Genomic DNA, 20,071 nt, shown 5'->3' on the forward strand with positions numbered 1-20,071 from the left:
GCGGGATACCGCCATTCTGTTTGGAAACAAACAGAATGCTATCGCTGCATAGTTGAACAGTGATGTTCAGCAGTGTTCAGCGTAAATGTATCAGATACTGAATACCGAGTTTGAAGAGGACATCTGTGTTGATTCTGGACAATGTCCTGATTCAAAGGCCTACAGCCTGCTTTCGGGAACGGACGCTATCTTACTGGCTAGCGTCTCATTGTTGTTTGAATTGACCATCAACTGCCTCCCAAACCCTCTGCGCCGCTCAACCCTCATCCCCTGCCCCTCTCCCAGAGGGAGAAGGGAGTAGCAAGGATAAGGGCAACCTAAACCAAATCCGCTGCCACCCGGTGGGCGCAGGCAAAGCCGGAGAAGGCAACGGCATTGAGCCCTTGGCCGGGGAATGTGCTATCCCCCACGCAGTATAGGTTGGGGATGGCGGTGCGATTGAAAGGCATGCCCAGCAAGCCCCAGGGATCCCGGCTGGGGATGGGCCCATAGGTGCCGTTGCTGCGGCTCAAGAAGCGGCGGTGGGTGCGGGGGGTGCCTATCTCCTTCAGTTCAATGTGGGATCCCAGTTGAGGCCAAAGGGCCTCCAGGCGGCGGATGAGGCGGTCGGCGGCTTGCTGTTTCTGGATCTGGTACTGGCTTGGGTTCAACCCTTTCCAGGTGGACATCCAACTGGGGGTAAAGGCATGAACAATGTGGCGGCCCGGGGGAGCCAGGTCGGGATCCAACAGGGTGGCGATGGAGACGAAAAGGGTGCCCTGCTCAGCCTCCATCTGATCCCAATCTTCCAGGAGAATGTGGTGACAATGGCATTCGCCGGCCAGGGCCTCGGCCCGCACCCCCAGGTGCAAGCTCAAGAAGCTGGGGGATTGTTGGTAGCGTTTTTGCCACTGCCGCTCCGCCCTGGGCAGGGATCCCGGCCATAGGCGCTCAAAGGTGTCCCAGCGGGTGGCATTGGAAATGATCGTGCGGGCAAAGAGCTTTTCCCCGCTGGCCAGTTCTACGCCCACCGCCCGACCTCTTTCTTCCAGGATCCGCCGCACGGGTGCTTTGTAGCGGATCTGCCCGCCATGGGCCTCTAGCCCCTGGGCCAGCTTTTGGGCGATCTGCCCCACCCCCCCTTTGGGATAGTTGACACCGCCGTAGTGTCGGTCACAAAACACCATCCCGGCATTGATGATGGGCGTGCGATCCGCCGGCACCACCGACCAGCAGTAGCACTCCATGTCCACAAAGCGCAGCAAATCCGGATCCCGCAGACAGCGCCGCGCCACCTGGCCCACATTCACCGGCAAATAGCGCGCCAAGGTCAGGCAGCCGAGGGGATTGCTCACAAAAGAACGAAATAGATAGCCCCACTCCTCCAGCGAGAGCAGCTCCATGGCGTTGAGGCTGTTGAAGATGGGCCACAGGCTGTCGTAGAACCGGCGAATGCCGGCGGCTTCCTGGGGAAAGTAGCCGGATAGCTCCTGCAAAAACTGCTCGTAATCCCGGTGTACTCGGGGATTGAGCCCCTTGGGCAGGTGGTAGGCAATCTGCACCGGATCGGGGATGGACTCCAGGGATTGGCCCACGGCTGCCAAGGCGCGGGTCAGCAAGTTGGTGGTGCCTTGGGTGCCCAACCCAAAGATCATGGAAGCGCCCACGTCGAAGCGGTAGATCCCGTTGCCTAAGGGATCCGGACGCTCAAAATAGCCGGCACTGCCCCCTGGAATGAGGTATTTCTCCAGCACCAGCACACGGTATCCTTTGGCAGCCAACTGGCTGGCCGCGACCAATCCCCCGATCCCCGCACCGATGACGATGGCATCCCAAGCAGGGGAAGGGGTGTACAGAGCCTGCAAGAGGGTCTGAGAAGGCAAAGTTGAGGTCAAGGGATCCCTCTGGAAACTCAAACGCAAGATCAGTATCTTTACCGTACCAGAGGTTCTAGGGTTTCCTCATGAGTTGAGCTCCCCTGGGAATGAGTTTGCCCAGATCTGCAAGATCCCCAAATAGAGATTGTGGCGCGGGCTACGGAACCGAATTCACGAATTTGCTATACAGAATCCGGCCACACGACACAGATGGTTTTGCCATGTTGGTGACCCAGCATCCTGTCTTTCGGCGCTTTTGGTACCCGGTGATGCCCCTCAGCCGATTGGAGCAGGGATCCCCGCAACCTTTCGAGCTGCTGGGAGAGAGGATCGTCCTTTGGCTGGACAAAGCCGGACAGCCCCAGGCAGCCGCAGATCGCTGCTGTCATCGGTCGGCGCAATTGTCCAAGGGAATCGTCTGTGATGACCATATCCGCTGCCCCTACCATGGCTGGGAGTTTGATGGCACGGGAGCCTGTGTCAAGGTGCCGCAACTGCCGGATCAGTCCCGCATCCCGGAGAGCTACCGCATTCCCGCCTATCTCTGCCAGGCCCGCTATGGCTATGCTTGGGTGTGCTTGCATCCCCAGCCTCTACGGGGGATCCCGGTCATCCCAGAAGCCGAGGATCCCAGTTACCGGCTCATCCACGAGTTCTACGAACGCTGGGAATGTGCCAGCTTGCGCATCTGCGAGAACGAGTTCGATGCCGCCCACATCAGCTTTGTACACCAGAACACCTTTGGCAGTATGGAAGACTTGGTACCCAGCCACTTCGAGGTCGAGGAGCTGGACTACGGGATCCGCACCCGCACAGTGCTCGGTGTAGCCAACCCAGAGCTGCAACAAAAAAACCTGGGCATTGCTGCCGCCAAAACCGAGCGCACCACCACTTCAACCTGGCATTTGCCCTTCACCAACCACCTTCACATCCGCTACCCCAATGGCCGCAGCCATGTCATCGTCAACATCCCCACCCCCATCAACGACCGAGCCTCCCAAGTGGTGCAGTTTTGTTTGCGCAACGACACCGAGGCCGATACCCCAGCCGCCGAGGTTATTCGCTTCGACCGGGCTGTAACTTTGGAAGACAAAGCCATTTTGGAGACCACGGATCCCGACGTTCCTCTCACCCTCAGCACCGAACAGCACATGCTCACCGATAAGCCCGGGATCCTGATGCGCAAGCAACTGGCGGCTTTGCTCAAGGCCCACAGCAGCTCCTCAAACCAGATGTTCTAGGCTGCGGGTGCCAGCGTAGCGGCTGTAGGCGTAGATCAACCCCAGGGTGAGGCCGGTGACCAAAAAGCTGAGGGCCGCCCCGAAAGGGTAGTCCAGGCTAGAGCCAAACTGCAACTGAATCACATTCCCAATCAACAGCGTTTTGCTGCCCCCCAACAGATCCGGCACTACGAACATGCCGAAAGCCGGGATCCCCACCAGAATGAGGCCCGCCGCCAACCCCGGCAAGGTCTGGGGCAGAAGCACCCACCAAAAGACCTGCCAACCCTTGGCATAGAGATCCCGTGCCGCTTCCGCCAGCCGCCAATCGATGCGCTCCACCGCCGTGTACAGGGGCAAGACCATGTAGGGCAAAAACGTGTAGACCATGCCCAGATAAACCGCCAGCCAACTGGGATACAGAGCTGTTTGCGGTGGGATCCAGCCCAGCCAGGCCGCCAAGCGAGCCGGCCACCCTTCCGGGGCCAGCACCACCATCCAGGCATAGGTGCGGATCACCAGGTTCGTCCAAAAGGGCACCACCACCAAGGTCAGCAACAGATCCCGTTGTCGGGGTGGGTGGGCGGCAATGAAGAAAGCCAATGGGTAGGCCAGCAGCACGCAAAAAAAGGTGGTCACCCCCGCCACCAGCAGGCTGCGGCCCAAGATCTGCCAGTAGATGGGCGTCCATCCCAAGGGGCCAAAGCCGAGAATGCGCAGATAGTTCTCCAGGGTCAGGGGCAGTTGAACCTGGCCGAACTCCCCACGGCTGAGAAAGCTGCACACCAACAGCAACAGCCCCGGCAGCACCAGAAAAACCATCACCCACAGCACCCCTGGCCCAGCAAAAATCAGGCTGCGTCCCAGCTCCTGCCAAGGGGTGAGCAGCTCCCCAAACCGCACCTGGGCTTGGCCAGAAGAAGGGATCCACTTGCCCACAGGAGATGGCAGCTTCAACATCCAGTCTCCTCCTGACGGGGATCCGGTCGCAAACGGATTAGGCTTTTCGGGGGTAGGTGGGCCACCAGCGCTGCGCCGATCTCAAACCCTGCATCCTCAATATCGGTGTTGAGGGCCGTGGCCTTGAGCTGCTGACCTTGGTTTGTCCGCAACAGGTATTGGTTCTCAGCCCCAGTGTAGATGAGGTTTTCCACCCGCACCGGCACCTGGTTGGGCAGCAGATCCCAGCCGCTGCGAGAGAGCTGGATCTTTTCCGGGCGAATAGCCAATTGCACCGGTTCCGAGCTGGCCGGGATCCCCAAGACCTTCAGCTTTCCCAAGGGCGTATCCACACAGTCCGTCCCACAGGCGATCCCCTCGATCAGGTTGCTGGCCCCTAAAAAGTCGGCTACGAAGGCCGTCGCCGGGCGCTCGTACACCTCATCGATAAGGCCCACTTGCTCAATGCGCCCCGCCCGCATCACCGCCACCCGGTCGCTGGTCACCAAAGCCTCTTCTTGGTCGTGGGTAACAAAAATAAAGGTCATGCCCAGGCGGCGCTGCAACTCGCACAACTGCACCTGAAGCTGCTTGCGCAACTTGGCATCCAACGCCGACAGCGGCTCATCCAACAAGAGCACCTCCGGCTCGTTCACCAAAGCCCGAGCCAAGGCCACCCGCTGCTGCTGTCCCCCCGACAGCTCATGGGGCTTCCGCTTGGCCAGAGCTGCAATCTCCACCAATTCCATAGCAGCCGCTACCCGCTTGCGCAGAGCTTCTCCCCGCACACCCCGCATGCGCAGGCCGAAGGCGATGTTGTCCTCCACCGTCATAAAAGGGAAAAGGGCATAGCTCTGAAACACCGTGTTGACGTTGCGCTTGTGGGCGGGCAGGTGGCCTACCGGGCGACCTCGAATCACCACTTCCCCAGCATCGGCCATCTCCAGGCCGGCCAGGATGCGCAGCAGGGTGGTCTTGCCGCAGCCGGAAGGGCCCAGCAGGCCGAAAAACTCCCCCCGCCGAATGTTCAGCTCAATGCCATTGAGGGCCACAAAATCGCCAAAACGCTTGTAGAGGCCCGCCACTTCTACATCCCAGTCGGGATCCCGGACGGTGGAAGTACTGGAGATGACACTCGCGATCACAGTTGACAGCGCTGATAAAACCATCTAACCCAGTATGCAAGTCTCCGAGAAAATTGCAGTTATCCTCCACACCAGGGGCACCAGTTCCACGCTCAGCCCTGCAAACGGGGATCCCTGGCCGTAGCCTTTCCAGATGGGAAACGTTGGGAACAAAGGACTCCGTCTCGCTATCGCGAACGGCCCCATAATAGGGTATGCATGGGTTGCTGCCAAAACAGCTCCTGCCCCGGCCCTCAATAGGTATCAGGGATGGGATCCGCAGGTGTCGCGGGCTCCTGCATTGGCCAGACCCAATCCGTGAGGTCTTGAGAGGGGATCCCTTCCGGTAGCAGCCCATGGCAGCGGGAGCGAAACAGACAACTGTTGCAGCGCTCAGTGTGGGGGGTCATGGGAAAGTCTTGCGCCTCCAGTTGCCGCAGGTGGTTCAGAGTGGCTCTTAGGTGGGCCAGGTCTTGCTCATAGGCGGCGGCGCTGTAATACCGGTGGAAGGGCTGCTGCGGATGTTGCACATACCAAAAGGTCAGTTGCACCTGCTCCGGCTCAAAAGGGCCTTCCAGGGGCAGCTGCTGGGCCACCTCGCAGAGCAGCAGAGGGTAAAGGCGCACCTGCCAGTCTTGGGCCAACTGTTCATCGCGAGGACGTTGACGCTCAGTTTTCCAGTCCAGGATGTGCAGGGATCCGGGGACAATCACCAGCCGATCCAAACGGGCTATCAGCTTAAAGCCCTCAATCCGTTGCCACAGGGGCAACTCCGCCAACACCCGTCCCTGGGGATGGGCATGGGAGCTGGCCAAGAACACCTGCCACCACTGCTGCACCCCTTCATCCAGGGCAGACAAACGCGGCTCCACCTGCCGCCCGCGGCTGTGCCACTCCACCAAACGGTGAAACTGCCGTCCGCGCCTCTGCTCCAGCTCGTGCTCAAAAACACTGGCAGCGGGCCAGATCAACCGCTCCAGGTACACATAGCGAAACAGGCGGGGGCAATGGTCCAGCAAGGCCAGCGAAGAGGCGGAGAGGTTGACCTGCTCAAAACTCAACCTCTCCAGAGAAGGGGCAGAGCCTGGTCGCGAAGCAGGCGTAGCCTCAAAGGGGGCAATCGGGATCCCAGACATGGGCAAGTTCTGGCGAGGGTGGGATAGTTCAACTGTTCGCGCTAGCAGGACGGAGTCCTTTCCGCCAACCCCATCCGCTTTTCCGACATAGAGCCTGGCCCGGAAGGGAGCTGGATTGCCGTTGGCCCTTAGAAGACAGAATCCCTGCCTGGACAGCCAGACCCGGAACCGCCTGTGGTTGGGCTAGGTTCCTACCGGGCTTGCCCAGACCCAGACGGCGACCATCCCATCCCAGAGCAACAGAAGCAGAGCAAAACATCCTAGGAGCCCGTACATCCAAGGCTGAACGTAGGGGCGCAGCCCGCCAATCTCCAGTTGAGCGTGCCGTCGAATCTCAGCCAACAGCTGCTTGAACCTGGTCACCCGCATCGGCAAAAGTACGCGATCCCCCCCTCGGCTGACCAAGTAATACACCATACCACCCTGGCTGGTGGAGCGGGGCTCAATGCGCTCGATATCGGCCCACCGGATCTGCCACTCCTGCCGCACAAAAGGCGGCACCCAACTGGGGTAGGTGGCCTGCATGCCCTCTTCGTCCAACTGAATCTGCTGGCTCAGGGATCCCAGGACTACCCCCCATCCCAGCAGCAGAGCAATCCAAAGGGATCCCAGCTCAAGAGGTGTTGCCTGTTGCCGGGCCAGCAAAATGGGCAGGGGCAGAACCAGTCCCCAGTACAGAGCCTGCACAGCGCAGCGAATTAAGGGAGAGATGGGGAAGGTCATCGTCGGCAAGATGAGGCTAGCTTTATCAAACTTAAGATAGCGCTAGATAGCGCTTAAAAAGGCACCTCCTCCTCCAAGGACTCCGTCCCGCTGAGGCGAACGGCAAGCTGAGAAGACTGCTCACGCCGGTAGGACGGATTCCTTACTGCATTGGGAAAGTCTACAGGATGAGGACTCCGCCCCGCTGACGCGGACGGCTCTGCTCCTGTTGGCGAGCCGTAGGTCTCACCGGAGAGCAGGTCAGGGGATCCCTCGGCTTCTATAGCCTCTATTGAGGAGAGCTCTTCCGTGGATCCCGTCACGTCAGACTCCAAAACCCCTTCCAAATCCACCAAGCTGCCGTTGAAGTGGTCGGCAAAACGGCGGGCAATCTCCGCCAGCTCCTGGGTTAGCTCGAAGGACTGCCCACCGTGCAGGGTGTCGCGGCGCTCTGCACGACTTGGAGAATCGGTCGCGACAGCGGTGCGGAGCACTTTGTTCGCACCGGCGGGAGAAAGTCCTTGAGTTGCCAAGCCAGCCACCTTGGGGCCACCCATAGGATTGTCCCGCTCAGGCTCTGGCGAAGGTGGGCTGGAGTCAGAAGGGGAATGTTGCTGTCGCTGGGCAAGGCCGTGGCTCTGCGGTTCTGCTCTGGGCTCCCTTGAGGAAGCACGACTGTTGGTGCTATCGCTCTGCAACCCCGGCGTGGTGACAGGATCCGGGGCCACGGGGGCGGGGGGCAGGTCTGTTTCTCGGCTGAGCAGTGCCGAGGACTCCGCACCGCTGACGCGAATGGAAACATGCGGCCCGCTGGAGCGCTGCACAATCAAGTTGAGCTGCACAGGGCGCTGCAGCAGGTTGTGGAGCACCGACCGCAGTTCGGCTTCTTTGCTGCGCACTTTTTCCACCAGACCCTTGCTGGGAAAGGCGAGGGTAATTGCTTCAGGAGTCTCTTGGTGCAGGTGGCCGGATCCCATCAGAGCCTTGGTGAGGGGAGAGAGGCGCTTGAGGAACTCGTCCCAGTGGGGGCGCAGCAGCTTGACTTTGGCGGCGTCCCTTGCCGGTTCTCTGGGCTGCTCCGAGGACTCCGTCCGAGTAGCGCGATCTGCCTTCTGGCTCGACGCAACAGCAGGGGAGGCTGAAGGCCCAACAGTTAATTCATCTATCTCACCAACAGTTGATGGGCTTGATGGGCTGATGGTCGCAGCAGGGGCCGGAGGGGCTGTCCCGTCCGGGGGAGTTCTCTGGGGTGCAGGAGATAGGTCAAGGGCTGGGAAAGGACTCCGTTCCGCTGAATCCTCAGCCACCATGCTTGGGCGCAGCTGGCCCAGCAGATCCACTAGGGCAATTTCCAACCACAGTTGGGGCTGTCCGCTTTGACGAATTTGCGGCTCACACTGGCGCAGATGGCTCTGGGCTGCCAGCAGCATCTCCACCGAGTAGCGAGGGGCCCGTTGCTGCAGGGCTGCCCAGGTGGAGTCCGTTACAGCCACCAACTCCCGTTGCTGGGGGGCTGTCTTGACCAGCAGCAGATCCCGGTAAAGGGCCACCAAGTTCTGCAACAGGGCTAAGGGCTCTTTGCCCCGCTCCAACAATTGCCGAGTTTGGCTGAGCACCGCCTGCACATCCTGAGCCAGCAGCGCATCCATCAGAGCCAAAAGCTGCTGTTCCGGGATCCCGCCCACCAAGTCCCAAACCGCCTCCGGGGTGATGGATCCTTCCAAGAGGCTGAGCTGGTCCAGCAGGCGTTCGGCGTCCCTCAGGCCCCCTTGGGAAAGTTGGGCCACCAGTTGCAGCGCCTCCGGCGTGATAGGGATCCCTTCTTGGGCGGCGATCTTGCCCAGGTGGGCCACCATGTCGTCGAGGGGGATGCGGCGGAAGTCAAACCGCTGACAGCGGGAAACAATGGTGGGCAAAACCCGCTGCGGGTCAGTGGTGGCCAGGACAAATACCACGCGGGGGGGCGGCTCTTCAAGAGTTTTCAGCAAGGCGTTGAAGGCCGCATTGCTGAGCATGTGGCACTCGTCGATGACATAGACTTTGTAGCGGCTGTTCACCGGGGCAAACTGGGCCCGCTCGATCAGCTCGCGGATGTTGTCTACGCCGGTGTTGCTGGCCGCGTCAATCTCGAGAACATCCAGGGAGGCTCCCGCAGTGATGGCGCGGCATTGGCTGCACGCCTGGCAGGGATCCGGCGTCGGCCCCTGTTCACAATTCAAAGACTTGGCCAAGATGCGGGCGCTGGAGGTTTTTCCCGTGCCCCGCGGCCCGCAGAACAAATAGGCAGGCGCCACCCGCCCCAGCCGGATGGCATTGGCCAGCGTTTGCACCACCGCTCCTTGGCCGACCACATCGGCAAAGCGCTGCGGGCGGTATTTTAAATGCAGGGGTTCATAGTTGCCAGCGGTGGCCATTTCCGGGATCTCCAAGCAAGCAGCGCCCCAACCGGAACCGCGCAAGAGCATGACTCTAGTCAATAATAAGCTCAACTATACTGAAAATAATGTATAATATGTTCAGTACGGATTACTACCAGTTGATCTTTCTGTTTACTTTCGAGTCTGCCAACATGGTAGCCAAAGCAAAGCAGAAAATTGGTAGTAAGACGACACGGAAACTGCGCTTTGGGTATTCTACTCAAAGCTTTGCGGGATACCGCCATTCTGTTTGGACTCCGTCCCGCTAACGCGAATGGAAACAAACAGAATGCTATCGCTGCATAGTTGAACAGTGATGTTCAGCAGTGTTCAGCGTAAATGTATCAGCTCTGCTCTGCTGACGCGATCCCACCGGGGCTCCCCTATTCTGGCTTCTCGATGGCGGGATCCCTCCCTGCCCATCAAGAGCAGGGCTGGACACCAGGGGGGGAGACCGGCAGAGCTTTTGTGCTCCGCTCCGCTGAGGACTTGGGATCCCGGCGACGCAGAGAGGGAAGCTGGGGCAGTTGCACTCTCCAGCCGGGCGAGTCGAGCTGATCTATGTGCTGCACGCGGTAGCTGAGCTGATACACCTCCTTCCTGAGCTGGCGATTCTCGGCCTGGATGGCGGCGATGCGCTGGCGGATGGGCTGCAGGCGGGCTTGCAGCTTGCGCCGGTAGAGCTCTGGCAACTCTTGAATCATCTGCTCCAGCAACTGCTTCTCTTGGTAAAGCTGCTCAATCTCCGCCTCATAGCTGCGAATTTGTCGGTGTTGCTTTTCTTGGCGCAGCTCCAGAAGGTCTATCTGGCCCTGCAAGATGCGATTGCGCTCTCGCAAAAGCTGGATTTCCCGCTCCCGCGCGGCCAGAGCTTGAGCAAACTCCGTCTCGCCAACGCAGCCTGCTTCCTGCATCGTTTCTCCCTCAACCCACCCGTACATGGCTACCCTCCGTCCCACCGGGGCGTAGGGGATCCCCTATCCGTCACTGTATCCGGCCCGCGGGGGTGAGGCAAATGGCCTCTGGCCCGCCGACGCCAAAGCTTGCTTCACCTGGGCTTCCAGCTCAGCCAGGGATCCGGAGTTGTCCAGCACCACATCGGCACGGCGCACTTTTTCCGCCAAAGGCCACTGGCTGGCAATGCGAGCTTCGATTTCTTCCGGCGTCAGGGGATCCCGGCGGGCAAGGCGTTGCCGCTGCTGCTCTGGGGTGCAAGTCACCACCCAAATCTCGCTGGCCCAATTTTCCATGTGGGCTTCAAACAGCAACGGGATCATCAGACAAACGGTTTGAGATCCCTGGGCAGAGGAAAACCCTGGCCCGCTGTTCTTTTGGGAACCAGGCCCTTCCTCAAGCAACACGCCATGCGCCTCAGAGCTCTGCTCCGCTAACCCGAACAGAAAATCTTGCAGTTGAGCTTTAACAAAAGGGTGGATCTGGGCCTCTAGCCAAGCCCGCTCGGCAGCATCGGCAAACACGATCTGGCCCAACTGCCGGCGATCCAGATCCCCGGAGGGTGTTTGGATGGCCTTCCCATAGCGTTCCAGTACCCGCTCGCGAATGGGGGATCCCACCGCCAAGGCCTGGCGGGCCATTTGATCGGCATCGGCTACTGGGATCCCGTGCTGCTCCAAGATGCGGGCGACCGTGGATTTGCCCGTGCCCACTCCGCCTGTCAGGCCGATGATTCGCATAGCTGTCGTGGTTACGGTTTAGCTTGCTGGGGTAGAGGGGCGCTGCCAGGGTAAAGCCAGTTGAAGGTTTTTCTTCAAGGGGAGGCCGTTTTTGCAGCCAGCGGAGAAGAACGGTGCTCTGCCGCAGCCGGCAAAGGAGAGCTGGGCGGCAGCAGGCTATACTCAAAGCCCTCCACCAAGGCCCGACAGGAGGCTTCGATGATGTTGGTGGAAACCCCCACCGTGGTCCAGCGGCGGTGACCGTCGCTGAACTCCACCAGCACCCGCGTTTTGGCCGAGGTGCCGGCCCGCCCGTCCAAAATGCGCACCTTGTAATCAGACAGGTGAATCGCCTCCAGTTGGGGATAGAACTCCAGCAGCGCTTTGCGTAGCGCCCCATCCAGAGCAGCCACCGGCCCATTGCCTTCCGCCGCCGTCACTCGAGTTTGCCCCTGCACCGCTATCTTCACCGCCGCCAAAGATTGCACATCCGTTGCTTCGCCACTGGGATCCCGGTCTTTGCTGTTCCAATCGGAGCGTGTGGTGGTCGTCACGTTGAAGCTGAGCACCTCAAAAGGATGGGAGCGTTGTCCCAGCAAGCCCCGCACCAACAGCTCAAAGCTGGCCTCAGCAGCCTCAAACTGATAGCCCTGCAGCTCCAAAGTTTTCAGCCGCTCCAAAATCAAGCGCGCCTGTGGATCCGACTTGTCCAGCCGGATCCCGAATCCGGCCATTTTGTGGAGAATGTTGCTCAGCCCCGCCTGTTCTGAGACCACGATGCGGCGACAGTTGCCCACTTGCTCGGGGGCGATGTGCTCGTAGGTGAGAGGGTTTTTCTGAACGGCGCTGACGTGGATCCCACCCTTGTGGGCAAAGGCCGATAGGCCCACAAACGGAGCATGGTCATCCGGGGCCAAATTGACCACCTCGCTGATGGAGCGGGAGATCTCCGTCAGGTGCTTCAGCTTCTCTTGCGGCAGACAGCGATAGCCCAGCTTCAGTTGCAAGTTGGGAATGACGCTGCACAGGTCGGCATTGCCGCAGCGTTCCCCATAGCCGTTGATGGTGCCCTGCACCATGCGCGCCCCTGCCTGCACCGCCGCCAGGGCATTGGCCACAGCAGTGCCGGAGTCGTTGTGGGTGTGGATCCCTAGGGGCAAGTGCTGCAGGTGATGGGATTCTGCCAAGACAGCTGCCGTGATCGCCGCAATCTCGTGGGGCAGGGATCCGCCGTTGGTATCGCAGAGAACCAGCCACTCCGCCCCCGCCGCCGCCGCTGCCGCTAGGGTTTGCAGGGCATAGTCGGGGTTGTGGCGATAGGCGTCGAACCAGTGCTCGGCATCGTAGATGACCCGCCGCCCCTGGGATCCCAAGTAGGCAATGGTGTCGCGGATCATGGCCAGGTTTTCCTGCAGCGTGGTGCCCAGGCCCTCGGTGACGTGGAGATCCCAAGACTTGCCGAAGACGGTTATATAGCGGGTGCCCGCCGCCAAAATGGCCTGCAGCATGGGATCGTCTGCCGCCCGCCGCCCCGGCTTGCGGGTAGAACAAAAAGCCACCAGCTCGGCTTGCTCTAGGGGCTCTTCCCGCATCTGCCAGAAAAACTGCACATCCTTGGGATTGGCTCCTGGCCAGCCCCCTTCAATAAACGGGATCCCCAGCCGATCCAGCAGCTTGGCAATCTGTAACTTGTCTTGCACCGACAGCGATAGACCCTCTCGCTGGGCCCCATCCCGCAATGTGGTGTCGTAGAGGGTGATGGTGGCTGAGCAACCCAGATCAATCTTCATATCGCATCAGTTTCTTGTAAAAGGCGGTGGAGAAATCCGGCTGTTGTCCGCGCTGCACCAAAGAGACGACATCAATCAGATAATCCACAAACTCGTAGTTGGCGATGGAGAGCTGATAGGTGAGATCTGCATCCTGAGCAAAGATGACCTGAACCACCGTCAGATCCGAAGGCAACGGGGACGTATGCCAGCTGGCCAAGAAGCGGACAGGCTCTTCCCCCTCGATGGCCCTCTGCCCTTCCAGGCTGGCTTTTTTGTAGAGGCCCACCGCGAGGGCTAGGTACTGTCGGCGGGCAACGGCGTAATAGGGCTGATAAACGGCCACTTCTGGCGGGCTAGCGGGTTCAAGTTGCAAAGCCATGGTGCGCTAGGAGAGGGGTACCGCTTTTTCTAAGTTTCATGAAGTTCTGCAAGATAGGTGGGATCCCTATAACCAAGTAGATATCTCTGCATTGGCTGTAGCAAGTGTCGCCGGAAAAAGCTGTGAGGTCAATTGCGGCAGAGAGCCCAGAAAAAATTATAAGGGGCCACTGCAACCCATTTCATTCAGCGTATCGCGAAGCGGTGCGGTTCCCGGTAGGGTGCCGGAGGCATAGCACCATCGCGACAGCAGGTGAGCGGACTACGGATAGATTGCCCAATTGTCTACTTTTCCTTGAGGGATCCCGCATCCCATGCTGGGGAGAAGCGTTGGAAAGTCGGGGATCTCTGGGAAAGAATAGAAAGAGGGGGGATCCCTGCCCCTGATAGCAACCGGCTTTTCTCCTGCCGGCGGTGGCGAGACGGTGCCCTTGCTTGGTTCTCCAAACGTTTGGCATCTCCTGGCTTCATGAACACAACCCAAGACCCAACCGCTTCTCGTCTCGACCCTCTCCCCCCCGGAGAGGGAGGAATAGCGGCCAACCCCCTGCTGGAGTGGGATCCCGTCCTGCAGCGCAAGTTCCAGCAGCTTGTCCAGATCTTCGCCGAGATGGAGCAGGTCTTGGTGGCCTACTCTGGGGGGGTTGATAGCAGCCTGGTGGCCAAGTTGGCCTGCGATCAGCTGGGGGAGCGGGCCCTGGCCGTCACCGCTGCTTCTCCTTCGCTGCTGCCGGAAGATTTGGAGGAGGCAATTCAGCAGGCTCGGCAAATCGGGATCCGCCATCAGATCGTCGAAACCCACGAGCTGGAGGATCCGAGCTACGCCGCCAACCCCGTTAACCGGTGTTACTTCTGCAAAAGCCACTTGCACGATACCTTGCGCCTGTTGGCCCAAGCCCAGGGATATGACCATGTGGTGGATGGCCTCAATGCCGACGATCTGGCCGATTACCGACCGGGGACACAGGCAGCTCGGGAGCGCGGCGTGCGTTCCCCTTTGGCGGAGGTGGGGATGAGCAAGCTGGAGGTGCGGCAATTGTCTCGCCACCTGGGGCTGTCTTGGTGGGATAAACCGGCCCAACCCTGCCTCAGCTCTCGCTTTCCCTACGGGGAGGCAATCACCCCTGAGAAGCTGCGTCGGGTGGGAGCGGCGGAGCGCTACTTGCGCAGCTTGGGTTGGCGGCAGGTCAGGGTGCGCTCGGAGAAGGACACCGCCCGCATCGAACTTCCTCCGGATCAGATCGTGGAGTTTGTGCAGAAAACCAATCTGGAAGCGCTGGTCAAGGCCCTGAAATCCTTCGGCTATCTCTATGTCAGTCTCGATTTGGAGGGCTACCGCAGCGGCAAGCTCAACCGAGTCCTCAACCTTTCCCAGTTGGCCACAAGCTAGCGGGCTGGGGAAGCCGTAGGGGATCTGTGTTGAAGTTTTGCGCCGGGTGATTATGAGAGGGTTGCGGTTGCTCTGGCTCTGCTTGGGGGTGCTGGGGTTGGCAGTTGCCGGCCCTACTGCGGCTCAGGTGGAGTCCCAGAAGAAGGGGGGCGCTCAGCCCATGGATACGACTGACCTCAGCGCCGTTGCCGACCGAACGTTACGGCTGCGTTCTGACCGGCAAACCTTCGATCAACGGGCGGAAGTCTTCCAAGCAGAAGGCAATGTGGAGATGCGGCTGGGCCGCTCTGTGTTGCGGGCGGATCGCCTGCGCATTGAGCTGCGACAGCGGCGGGCTGTGGCCGAGGGCAATGTTTCTATTCAACTGGATCGGCAGCGCATTCAGGGATCCCGCCTAGAATACGACTTTGAGCAAGAGCGGGGATTTTTGGAAGAGGCCTTCGGGCAGGTGGATATTGGCCAGTTGCAGGCCAGTGGATCCCCGGCAGCCGCCCTCTCTCCGCAGCGGCTGGTGCGCTTTCGTGCCGTTCGCATCCGCTTCGATGCCACCACCTGGGAAGGAGAACAGGTGCGGCTGACCAACGACCCGCTGGATCCGCCGGAGTTGGAGATTCGCAGCCCACGGGTGACCTCCACTCTTCAGGCAGATGGTTCCAGCCTGCTGATTGCCGAGGCGGGGCAATTGGTTTTCGACCAGGTCTTGTTTCTGCCCCTGCCCATTCGGCTGCGCTTCGACTCGTTGAACCGTCAGCCTCCGGTCAGCATCTTCTACGACGATTTCGACCGAGAAGAATTGCGACGGGGCCTGATCCTGCAACCCAACTTCGAGCTGCTGCGGGATCCCAACGTGAGCTTGGTGCTCTCCCCGCAACTGTATCCACAACGTCTTTGGGGCAGTGAGCAGGGCCTTTTGGATGGGATCGGGCTGCGGGCCGATTTTCGTTGGCGGCAACCGGAAGCCAACGCTCAAACCTCGCTGTTTGCCGAGCTGCGGGGGATCGTCTTCCAGGAGTTTGCTCAGCGCTTGCGAGCCCAGGTCGAACACCGCATCACCACCGGCGATGGTGGAGAAGTCGCCTACACCTACGCCTATCGGGAACGCTTCTTCAGCGGTCGCCTGGGGTTTCAAATTGTGGAAAACCGCCTCGGTGCCAGCTACCGCTCACCCACCCTGCGCCTAGGGAATACCGGCTTGGATCTCAGCTACCGCATAGCCGTCGACTACATTGATGCCTTGGGGCAGCCGGATGAAATCGACACGGATCCGGAGTTGGCCTTAGCCAACACCACCGACCGCATTCAGCTCTCCCGCCTGCAACTGGGGGCAACCTTGAATCGCTCCTTTCCCCTCTGGAGCCCTCCCAAGACGGCGGCGGATCCCCCACCCCGCTTTTCCGCTCTGCCCATCGAGCAAGGGATCTGGCTCAGCACCGGTGTGAGCAGCAGCCAGTCTTTTTACTCCAATGGCCGAGCCCAGAGCTATACTGCCGGCAGTATTGGCATTGATGCGGTGATTGGGGCTTTTGTGGCCGATACCTTCGACTACACCAACCTGAGGGTGACCTACTCCAACGGTTTTTTGGCCGGAGCCTCGCCATTTTTGTTCGACCGCATCACCACGCGGGAACAGCTCGTCCTGGGCTTTTTGCAACAACTGTACGGCCCGCTGCGGGTGGGGGCAGAGACGACGGTAGATTTGCAGTCAGGCCAGCAGGTGGATGTCGTCTATCGCCTGGGCTATGACCGCCGCACCTATGGCTTCAGCCTGCAGTACAATCCGGTGCGCCAGTCGGGGGCTCTGGAGCTGCGGGTGGAGGGCCTGAACTGGGATCCCGGCCAATCCTCGCCGCAGCCGACGACGGGATCGAGGATCCAAGAGCCCTGATCCCCAAACTCCAAGGGAACGGAAAAATGTAATCCTGACTACTACTCTGTGGAGATTTTCTATGAGAAATTGTCCCATATTGGGGAAAAATCCTAATTCAAATCTTCCTCGAATTGCAGAACCCTCTTGGAAATCGAAACAGTAAGGTAAAATACAGAAGTCATTTTTTCCAGGATTGATTTCTGCCAGTTGGGATCGCCGTATCGCAGACTACCGCAGTGATCCCCAGACGGTGTTAGGGTAGATGATAGGCTGAGCAACGTGGGCTGGTAATCTGAATTATGCAAACACTCGATGCAATCCCCGATAAAAAACGAGCAGAGCGAATAACCTGTAGCTACATCAATGCGACCAGCTCCATTCAGGTGGTTCGCATCACGAATATCGAAAACTGGTACTTTGAGCGGGTGGTCTTTCCAGGCCAGCGGCTGCTCTTTGAAGCGGTGCCTGGAGCCAAGCTAGAGATTCACACGGGTATGATGGCCAGCTCCATTCTGGCAGACACCATCCCCTGTGAAAAGCTGCGCGTTCGAGAAACGGAGCCGGTGACTGCGGGCGCCTAGATCTCCAGAGGCCAGGGGTGCGGACTAGGTTTCGCGGCCTTGCTGCTTTCTCTCTTCTCTTTCCGAACTGGGGGAAGGCTGAGGTGAGGGGCTGGCGGAGCGGCGCGGCTTGGGAGGTAGGGGGATCTCCAGGAAACGGGCGCTCAATCTCACCAGGCTGGTCTCTTGGGGCGGCCAAGGGATCCCCAACCAACGGGCCGTGAGCTCCAGCAAGCTGGGGGGTGGTGTCGGCGTAGGAGTTGGCGTGGGTGGTGGGGTGGGATAGAGATCCAGGCGCGGTGGCCGTGGGGTGCTGACCCGAAAAGCATCGGGGGGCGGTTGGGTCAGGGGTACATTCGGATCCCCGCATCCCAGCAAGCCCAGTCCGCCGGCAAGCAACAGGCCGTACAATTTTCGAGTGCCTCTACTGCCCATGAGTACGCTGCTGGACACCTCCAACAGGGTATCATCGGGATCCCAAGGCTCTGAGCTGGGCTTGCAAATCTTCCTCCAGCACAGATAGCTGGCGAGCCAAGGTCACGTAGCGGTTGGCGGTCAGGTTTTTGGCGGTAAACTGCTCCAGCAGTTGCTGATCCCGGGCAACCATTTGGTTGAGATACTGAGCCACAGAGGCTTGTGGATCCTCGATCAAAGCTCGGCACACCTGTAGGGCCATCACCAGTTGGGCCCGCACCTGCAAAAACAGCGACTGGATGTACTTTTGCTCAGCCTCACTGAGTTGCCGAAAATCCCGCCAATGCTGCCCCCCCTGCAGGGATTGTTGGAGCTCGTTGACCCAGTGGTTGTAGTCTTTTACTTTGCGGGCCAGATCGGTGGCAAACTTCATCACCTCGGGGGTGCTGTTGAGCAGGTGGGCCTCCTGCCAACGCTGCCGGATGCGATGCAGGCTTTTTCCCAAGCGCAAGTTGGCTCTCAGGATCCCCAACAGGAGCAGCAGTAGGATCCCGGTAGCTGCGGCATAGGACACCCAAGAGCCGGGATCCCGCATCCCCAAGAAGATGACCAAGGCTATTGCTATCAAACCAAAGGCCAGCATGCCCCAGGAGCGTAGCCGCTGTTGCTGCAAACGCAGGTACTCCGCCCGCAAATCAAAGGCCTCGCAGCAAGCGTCCAGATCGGCGGCCATGAGCTGGCGAAACTCGTCCGCGGAGATCGGTTCCACACTAATCATCGAGGGCACCCTTAACGCAAGTGGATCGAGGCCAAACGGCATCAAGACCTGCCCTGCCAATCACGGGCAGCTTCCGTGCTTTCTTGTAGGGGCTCCAGCGTTTCGCTGGCCGGAACCACCATCAACCCATACCCTCCGCTGCGGCAAAAATCGACGATCTCCTGCGTGTCAAAGCGTTCTGCCACGGGCTTGGGCAGTCCCTGTTGAGCCAACCGCTGCGCATATTTTCTTGCCGCAAACGAGCTCTCGAAAGCAATGACGATATCTTGACCCCCAACCTGGCGCGTGCAGATTCCCTCCTGCCCATTGGCTTGGTAAAGCAGCACGATCACCTGGGGGGGCAAGTCTCCTGGGCTGACCCAAGACAAACCCTTCTCAGCCTGGGATCCCCCGCTAAGCAATACATCCCGCGCCTCATTCAGCCGCGCCAGTTGCGCCTCTAGCAAGGGTCTTTGTCGCTCGTCCTCCAGTTCTGCGAGGGCAGTACTGAGGGTTTGGTATTCCTGAAACAGTCGCCCCCGGATCTGCCGCTCGGTTGCGTCCGGCGGAAGGTTGAGAATCTGAAGGGCTTCGGCGGTGTTCATCATGGGCTCTGATTTATTCAAAATCATTGCCTAGACTAGCTGTTCTGAGAGTCCCTGGAGAGAAGTTCTGCGATGATCGTGGCTGCCCGTTTTCTCGGCCAGACGAGAGGGTGGGCTCACCGTTCGCGCCAGCGGGCCGGAGGCCTTGTGCGGCGATGATTACTTCCATCTTTTGGCTGCTCGGCAGGGGAATCGGCTTTGGGTTGGTCGGATAAAGAGGGAAGGGGAAAGCCCAACTCAAAAGCCTCTCGTGCCAGCAAAGCCAGCAGAGATGGATTTAACTGGGCGCGTTTCACCCGCTCTTTGAGACGATTCCACAGGTGTGCTCGGTGGATGCGTTCCAACTCTTCTCGCTGTTCACGTATCATGTTGTTCCCACCTCTCTTGTATCAATCCTAACTAAGCAACAGGGGAGCCGGTGTCAGGGAACTTTGATGGATTTTAGGAGATGGGATCCTCATTTTCTCCGAGTTGACCCGCCGGGATCCCTGGGGTTGCCAGCAGGGAACACCATTCACATCTGTAATTTCTTGTGTTGCAGCAAGCCCGTCTTCGGAATGTACAAGGGCGGGATCCGACAGTTTTTCTAGGGACATTTTGGGATCCCTGCTCGCCTTAGAGGTCTTCCACACAGGGAACTGCGGCCTTGACAGGGCCAGCTTGCCCCAATCTATCCAAAAAATGCTGCAGGAGCTGAAAACCGGGTGGGTTGAGGCTGTAGTAAATCCAGCGCCCCTGCTGGCGAGCATTGACCAATTTCGCATCCCGCAGGGTTTTTAGGTGAAACGAGAGCTTGGATTGGCTCACCTTCAGCTCCTCGCAGAGATCACAAACACACAACTCACGCCCCTGCAGCAGTTGCAGCACGCGCAGACGAATCGGGTCAGAGAGGGCGTGGAATCCCTCCCGCACCTGCTCATCTGTCAAATTCCCCTCTACCTCAACCAGGAACGAAACCATCATCCAACCAGGGTAGCAGGAGTTTTGCGCTGCGGCTGCTGATGGATTCGATGGCAGGGGAAAGGCGCGACAATCAACCAGTTTGGCAGCATCTCACTCGAAGGCAAGCAAATACAGACCTTCCGGTTCAGAAGGGATCAGTTGATACGGATCTTTCTGATTGGCCTGTTCACAGAGATTCGCAAAAGACTGCAAACCTTCCAAGCGTTCCGTGAGTTCGCTGAGGGTATCGAGGTACTCCGCCAAGCCCGCTTGAGTCAGGTACCAAGATTTGTCCAGCTCTCGGAAATAGGTCATGTAA

At 59.4% G+C, this 20,071-nt stretch carries 20 protein-coding genes; 4 read left to right on the forward strand and 16 right to left on the reverse strand.

Annotated elements, in window-relative coordinates:
- Positions 1–317: 317 nt before the first annotated feature.
- Positions 318–1,874, reverse strand: a complete 1,557-nt coding sequence (gene crtH, locus ACVWYY_RS10500) for a carotenoid isomerase (RefSeq protein ID WP_457440475.1) — start codon at positions 1,872–1,874, stop codon at positions 318–320.
- A 203-nt stretch (positions 1,875–2,077) separates the two neighbouring features.
- Between crtH and ACVWYY_RS10505 the strand changes: the two genes are divergently transcribed.
- The gene (locus ACVWYY_RS10505) at positions 2,078–3,097 is read left to right on the forward strand and encodes an aromatic ring-hydroxylating dioxygenase subunit alpha (protein WP_457440477.1); all 1,020 of its coding nucleotides are present in this window, start codon (positions 2,078–2,080) and stop codon (positions 3,095–3,097) included.
- Here ACVWYY_RS10505 and ACVWYY_RS10510 read toward each other — a convergent pair.
- From ACVWYY_RS10510 to ebsA, 9 genes are all read right to left on the reverse strand, one after another.
- Positions 3,080–4,036, reverse strand: a complete 957-nt coding sequence (locus tag ACVWYY_RS10510; RefSeq protein ID WP_457440479.1) for an ABC transporter permease — start codon at positions 4,034–4,036, stop codon at positions 3,080–3,082. The genes ACVWYY_RS10505 and ACVWYY_RS10510 overlap by 18 nt on opposite strands.
- Positions 4,030–5,169, reverse strand: a complete 1,140-nt coding sequence (locus ACVWYY_RS10515) for an ABC transporter ATP-binding protein (RefSeq protein WP_148202818.1) — start codon at positions 5,167–5,169, stop codon at positions 4,030–4,032. Before ACVWYY_RS10515 ends, ACVWYY_RS10510 begins: the two co-directional genes overlap by 7 nt.
- Positions 5,170–5,393: 224 nt before the next feature.
- Positions 5,394–6,275, reverse strand: a complete 882-nt coding sequence (locus ACVWYY_RS10520; RefSeq protein ID WP_457440481.1) for a PD-(D/E)XK nuclease family protein — start codon at positions 6,273–6,275, stop codon at positions 5,394–5,396.
- 183 nt (positions 6,276–6,458) lie between these two features.
- Positions 6,459–6,998 carry a hypothetical protein gene (locus ACVWYY_RS10525; protein WP_457440483.1) on the reverse strand — a complete coding sequence of 180 codons (540 nt, stop codon included), beginning with the start codon at positions 6,996–6,998 and terminating at the stop codon, positions 6,459–6,461.
- A 53-nt stretch (positions 6,999–7,051) separates the two neighbouring features.
- Positions 7,052–9,391, reverse strand: a complete 2,340-nt coding sequence (locus ACVWYY_RS10530) for a DNA polymerase III subunit gamma/tau (protein ID WP_457440501.1) — start codon at positions 9,389–9,391, stop codon at positions 7,052–7,054.
- A 425-nt stretch (positions 9,392–9,816) separates the two neighbouring features.
- Positions 9,817–10,335 (reverse strand): hypothetical protein, encoded by a 519-nt coding sequence (locus ACVWYY_RS10535; RefSeq protein WP_457440485.1) that lies wholly within the window; start codon positions 10,333–10,335, stop codon positions 9,817–9,819.
- A 36-nt stretch (positions 10,336–10,371) separates the two neighbouring features.
- Positions 10,372–11,088, reverse strand: coding sequence for a dephospho-CoA kinase (gene coaE, locus ACVWYY_RS10540; RefSeq protein ID WP_457440487.1), 717 nt, complete (start codon positions 11,086–11,088; stop codon positions 10,372–10,374).
- 74 nt (positions 11,089–11,162) lie between these two features.
- A complete protein-coding gene (gene cimA, locus ACVWYY_RS10545) occupies positions 11,163–12,857 on the reverse strand; it encodes a citramalate synthase (protein ID WP_457440489.1) in 1,695 nt (564 codons plus the stop codon).
- A complete protein-coding gene (ebsA, locus tag ACVWYY_RS10550) occupies positions 12,847–13,218 on the reverse strand; it encodes a type IV pilus biogenesis protein EbsA (protein WP_414343182.1) in 372 nt (123 codons plus the stop codon). Before ebsA ends, cimA begins: the two co-directional genes overlap by 11 nt.
- A 468-nt stretch (positions 13,219–13,686) precedes the next feature.
- On the opposite strand from ebsA, the gene larE reads away from it, so the two are divergent.
- The 3 genes from larE to ACVWYY_RS10565 all read left to right on the forward strand — a co-directional run bounded on the left by larE (position 13,687) and on the right by ACVWYY_RS10565 (position 17,055).
- Complete coding sequence (larE, locus tag ACVWYY_RS10555) at positions 13,687–14,607, forward strand: ATP-dependent sacrificial sulfur transferase LarE (protein WP_457402679.1); 921 nt, start codon at positions 13,687–13,689, stop codon at positions 14,605–14,607.
- A 52-nt stretch (positions 14,608–14,659) separates the two neighbouring features.
- A complete protein-coding gene (locus ACVWYY_RS10560; RefSeq protein ID WP_457440491.1) occupies positions 14,660–16,492 on the forward strand; it encodes a DUF3769 domain-containing protein in 1,833 nt (610 codons plus the stop codon).
- 278 nt (positions 16,493–16,770) lie between these two features.
- A complete protein-coding gene (locus ACVWYY_RS10565) occupies positions 16,771–17,055 on the forward strand; it encodes a DUF1830 domain-containing protein (RefSeq protein WP_457402739.1) in 285 nt (94 codons plus the stop codon).
- 24 nt (positions 17,056–17,079) lie between these two features.
- Here ACVWYY_RS10565 and ACVWYY_RS10570 read toward each other — a convergent pair whose 3' ends face one another.
- From ACVWYY_RS10570 to ACVWYY_RS10595, 6 genes are all read right to left on the reverse strand, one after another.
- On the reverse strand, positions 17,080–17,487 hold the full coding sequence (locus tag ACVWYY_RS10570; protein WP_457416413.1) for a hypothetical protein: 408 nt from the start codon (positions 17,485–17,487) through the stop codon (positions 17,080–17,082).
- Between the two features lie 13 nt (positions 17,488–17,500).
- Complete coding sequence (locus ACVWYY_RS10575; RefSeq protein WP_457402675.1) at positions 17,501–18,226, reverse strand: hypothetical protein; 726 nt, start codon at positions 18,224–18,226, stop codon at positions 17,501–17,503.
- 41 nt (positions 18,227–18,267) lie between these two features.
- Positions 18,268–18,813, reverse strand: a complete 546-nt coding sequence (locus tag ACVWYY_RS10580) for a DUF3110 domain-containing protein (protein WP_457402673.1) — start codon at positions 18,811–18,813, stop codon at positions 18,268–18,270.
- A gap of 113 nt (positions 18,814–18,926) precedes the next feature.
- A complete protein-coding gene (locus ACVWYY_RS10585; RefSeq protein WP_457402671.1) occupies positions 18,927–19,178 on the reverse strand; it encodes a hypothetical protein in 252 nt (83 codons plus the stop codon).
- Positions 19,179–19,425: 247 nt separating this feature from the next.
- The gene (locus tag ACVWYY_RS10590; protein WP_414330075.1) at positions 19,426–19,770 is read right to left on the reverse strand and encodes an ArsR/SmtB family transcription factor; all 345 of its coding nucleotides are present in this window, start codon (positions 19,768–19,770) and stop codon (positions 19,426–19,428) included.
- Positions 19,771–19,863: 93 nt separating this feature from the next.
- The gene (locus ACVWYY_RS10595) at positions 19,864–20,067 is read right to left on the reverse strand and encodes a hypothetical protein (protein WP_414408983.1); all 204 of its coding nucleotides are present in this window, start codon (positions 20,065–20,067) and stop codon (positions 19,864–19,866) included.
- Positions 20,068–20,071 lie beyond the last annotated feature (4 nt).

It is taken from the genome of Thermostichus sp. MS-CIW-34, from assembly GCF_054060435.1.

Bases quoted from the DNA above. Each gene is read 5' to 3' on its own strand.
- ACVWYY_RS10505 (WP_457440477.1), top strand. From the start codon at position 2,078: ATGTTGGTGACCCAGCATCCTGTCTTTCGGCGCTTTTGGTACCCGGTG.
- ACVWYY_RS10560 (WP_457440491.1), top strand. From the start codon at position 14,660: ATGAGAGGGTTGCGGTTGCTCTGGCTCTGCTTGGGGGTGCTGGGGTTG.
- ACVWYY_RS10590 (WP_414330075.1), bottom strand. From the start codon at position 19,770: ATGGTTTCGTTCCTGGTTGAGGTAGAGGGGAATTTGACAGATGAGCAG.
- cimA (WP_457440489.1), bottom strand. From the start codon at position 12,857: ATGAAGATTGATCTGGGTTGCTCAGCCACCATCACCCTCTACGACACC.
- ACVWYY_RS10510 (WP_457440479.1), bottom strand. From the start codon at position 4,036: ATGTTGAAGCTGCCATCTCCTGTGGGCAAGTGGATCCCTTCTTCTGGC.
- ACVWYY_RS10585 (WP_457402671.1), bottom strand. From the start codon at position 19,178: ATGATACGTGAACAGCGAGAAGAGTTGGAACGCATCCACCGAGCACAC.
- ACVWYY_RS10525 (WP_457440483.1), bottom strand. From the start codon at position 6,998: ATGACCTTCCCCATCTCTCCCTTAATTCGCTGCGCTGTGCAGGCTCTG.
- ACVWYY_RS10580 (WP_457402673.1), bottom strand. From the start codon at position 18,813: ATGATGAACACCGCCGAAGCCCTTCAGATTCTCAACCTTCCGCCGGAC.
- coaE (WP_457440487.1), bottom strand. From the start codon at position 11,088: ATGCGAATCATCGGCCTGACAGGCGGAGTGGGCACGGGCAAATCCACG.
- ACVWYY_RS10595 (WP_414408983.1), bottom strand. From the start codon at position 20,067: ATGACCTATTTCCGAGAGCTGGACAAATCTTGGTACCTGACTCAAGCG.
- ebsA (WP_414343182.1), bottom strand. From the start codon at position 13,218: ATGGCTTTGCAACTTGAACCCGCTAGCCCGCCAGAAGTGGCCGTTTAT.
- ACVWYY_RS10575 (WP_457402675.1), bottom strand. From the start codon at position 18,226: ATGATTAGTGTGGAACCGATCTCCGCGGACGAGTTTCGCCAGCTCATG.
- ACVWYY_RS10535 (WP_457440485.1), bottom strand. From the start codon at position 10,335: ATGTACGGGTGGGTTGAGGGAGAAACGATGCAGGAAGCAGGCTGCGTT.
- ACVWYY_RS10520 (WP_457440481.1), bottom strand. From the start codon at position 6,275: ATGTCTGGGATCCCGATTGCCCCCTTTGAGGCTACGCCTGCTTCGCGA.
- ACVWYY_RS10530 (WP_457440501.1), bottom strand. From the start codon at position 9,391: ATGGCCACCGCTGGCAACTATGAACCCCTGCATTTAAAATACCGCCCG.
- larE (WP_457402679.1), top strand. From the start codon at position 13,687: ATGAACACAACCCAAGACCCAACCGCTTCTCGTCTCGACCCTCTCCCC.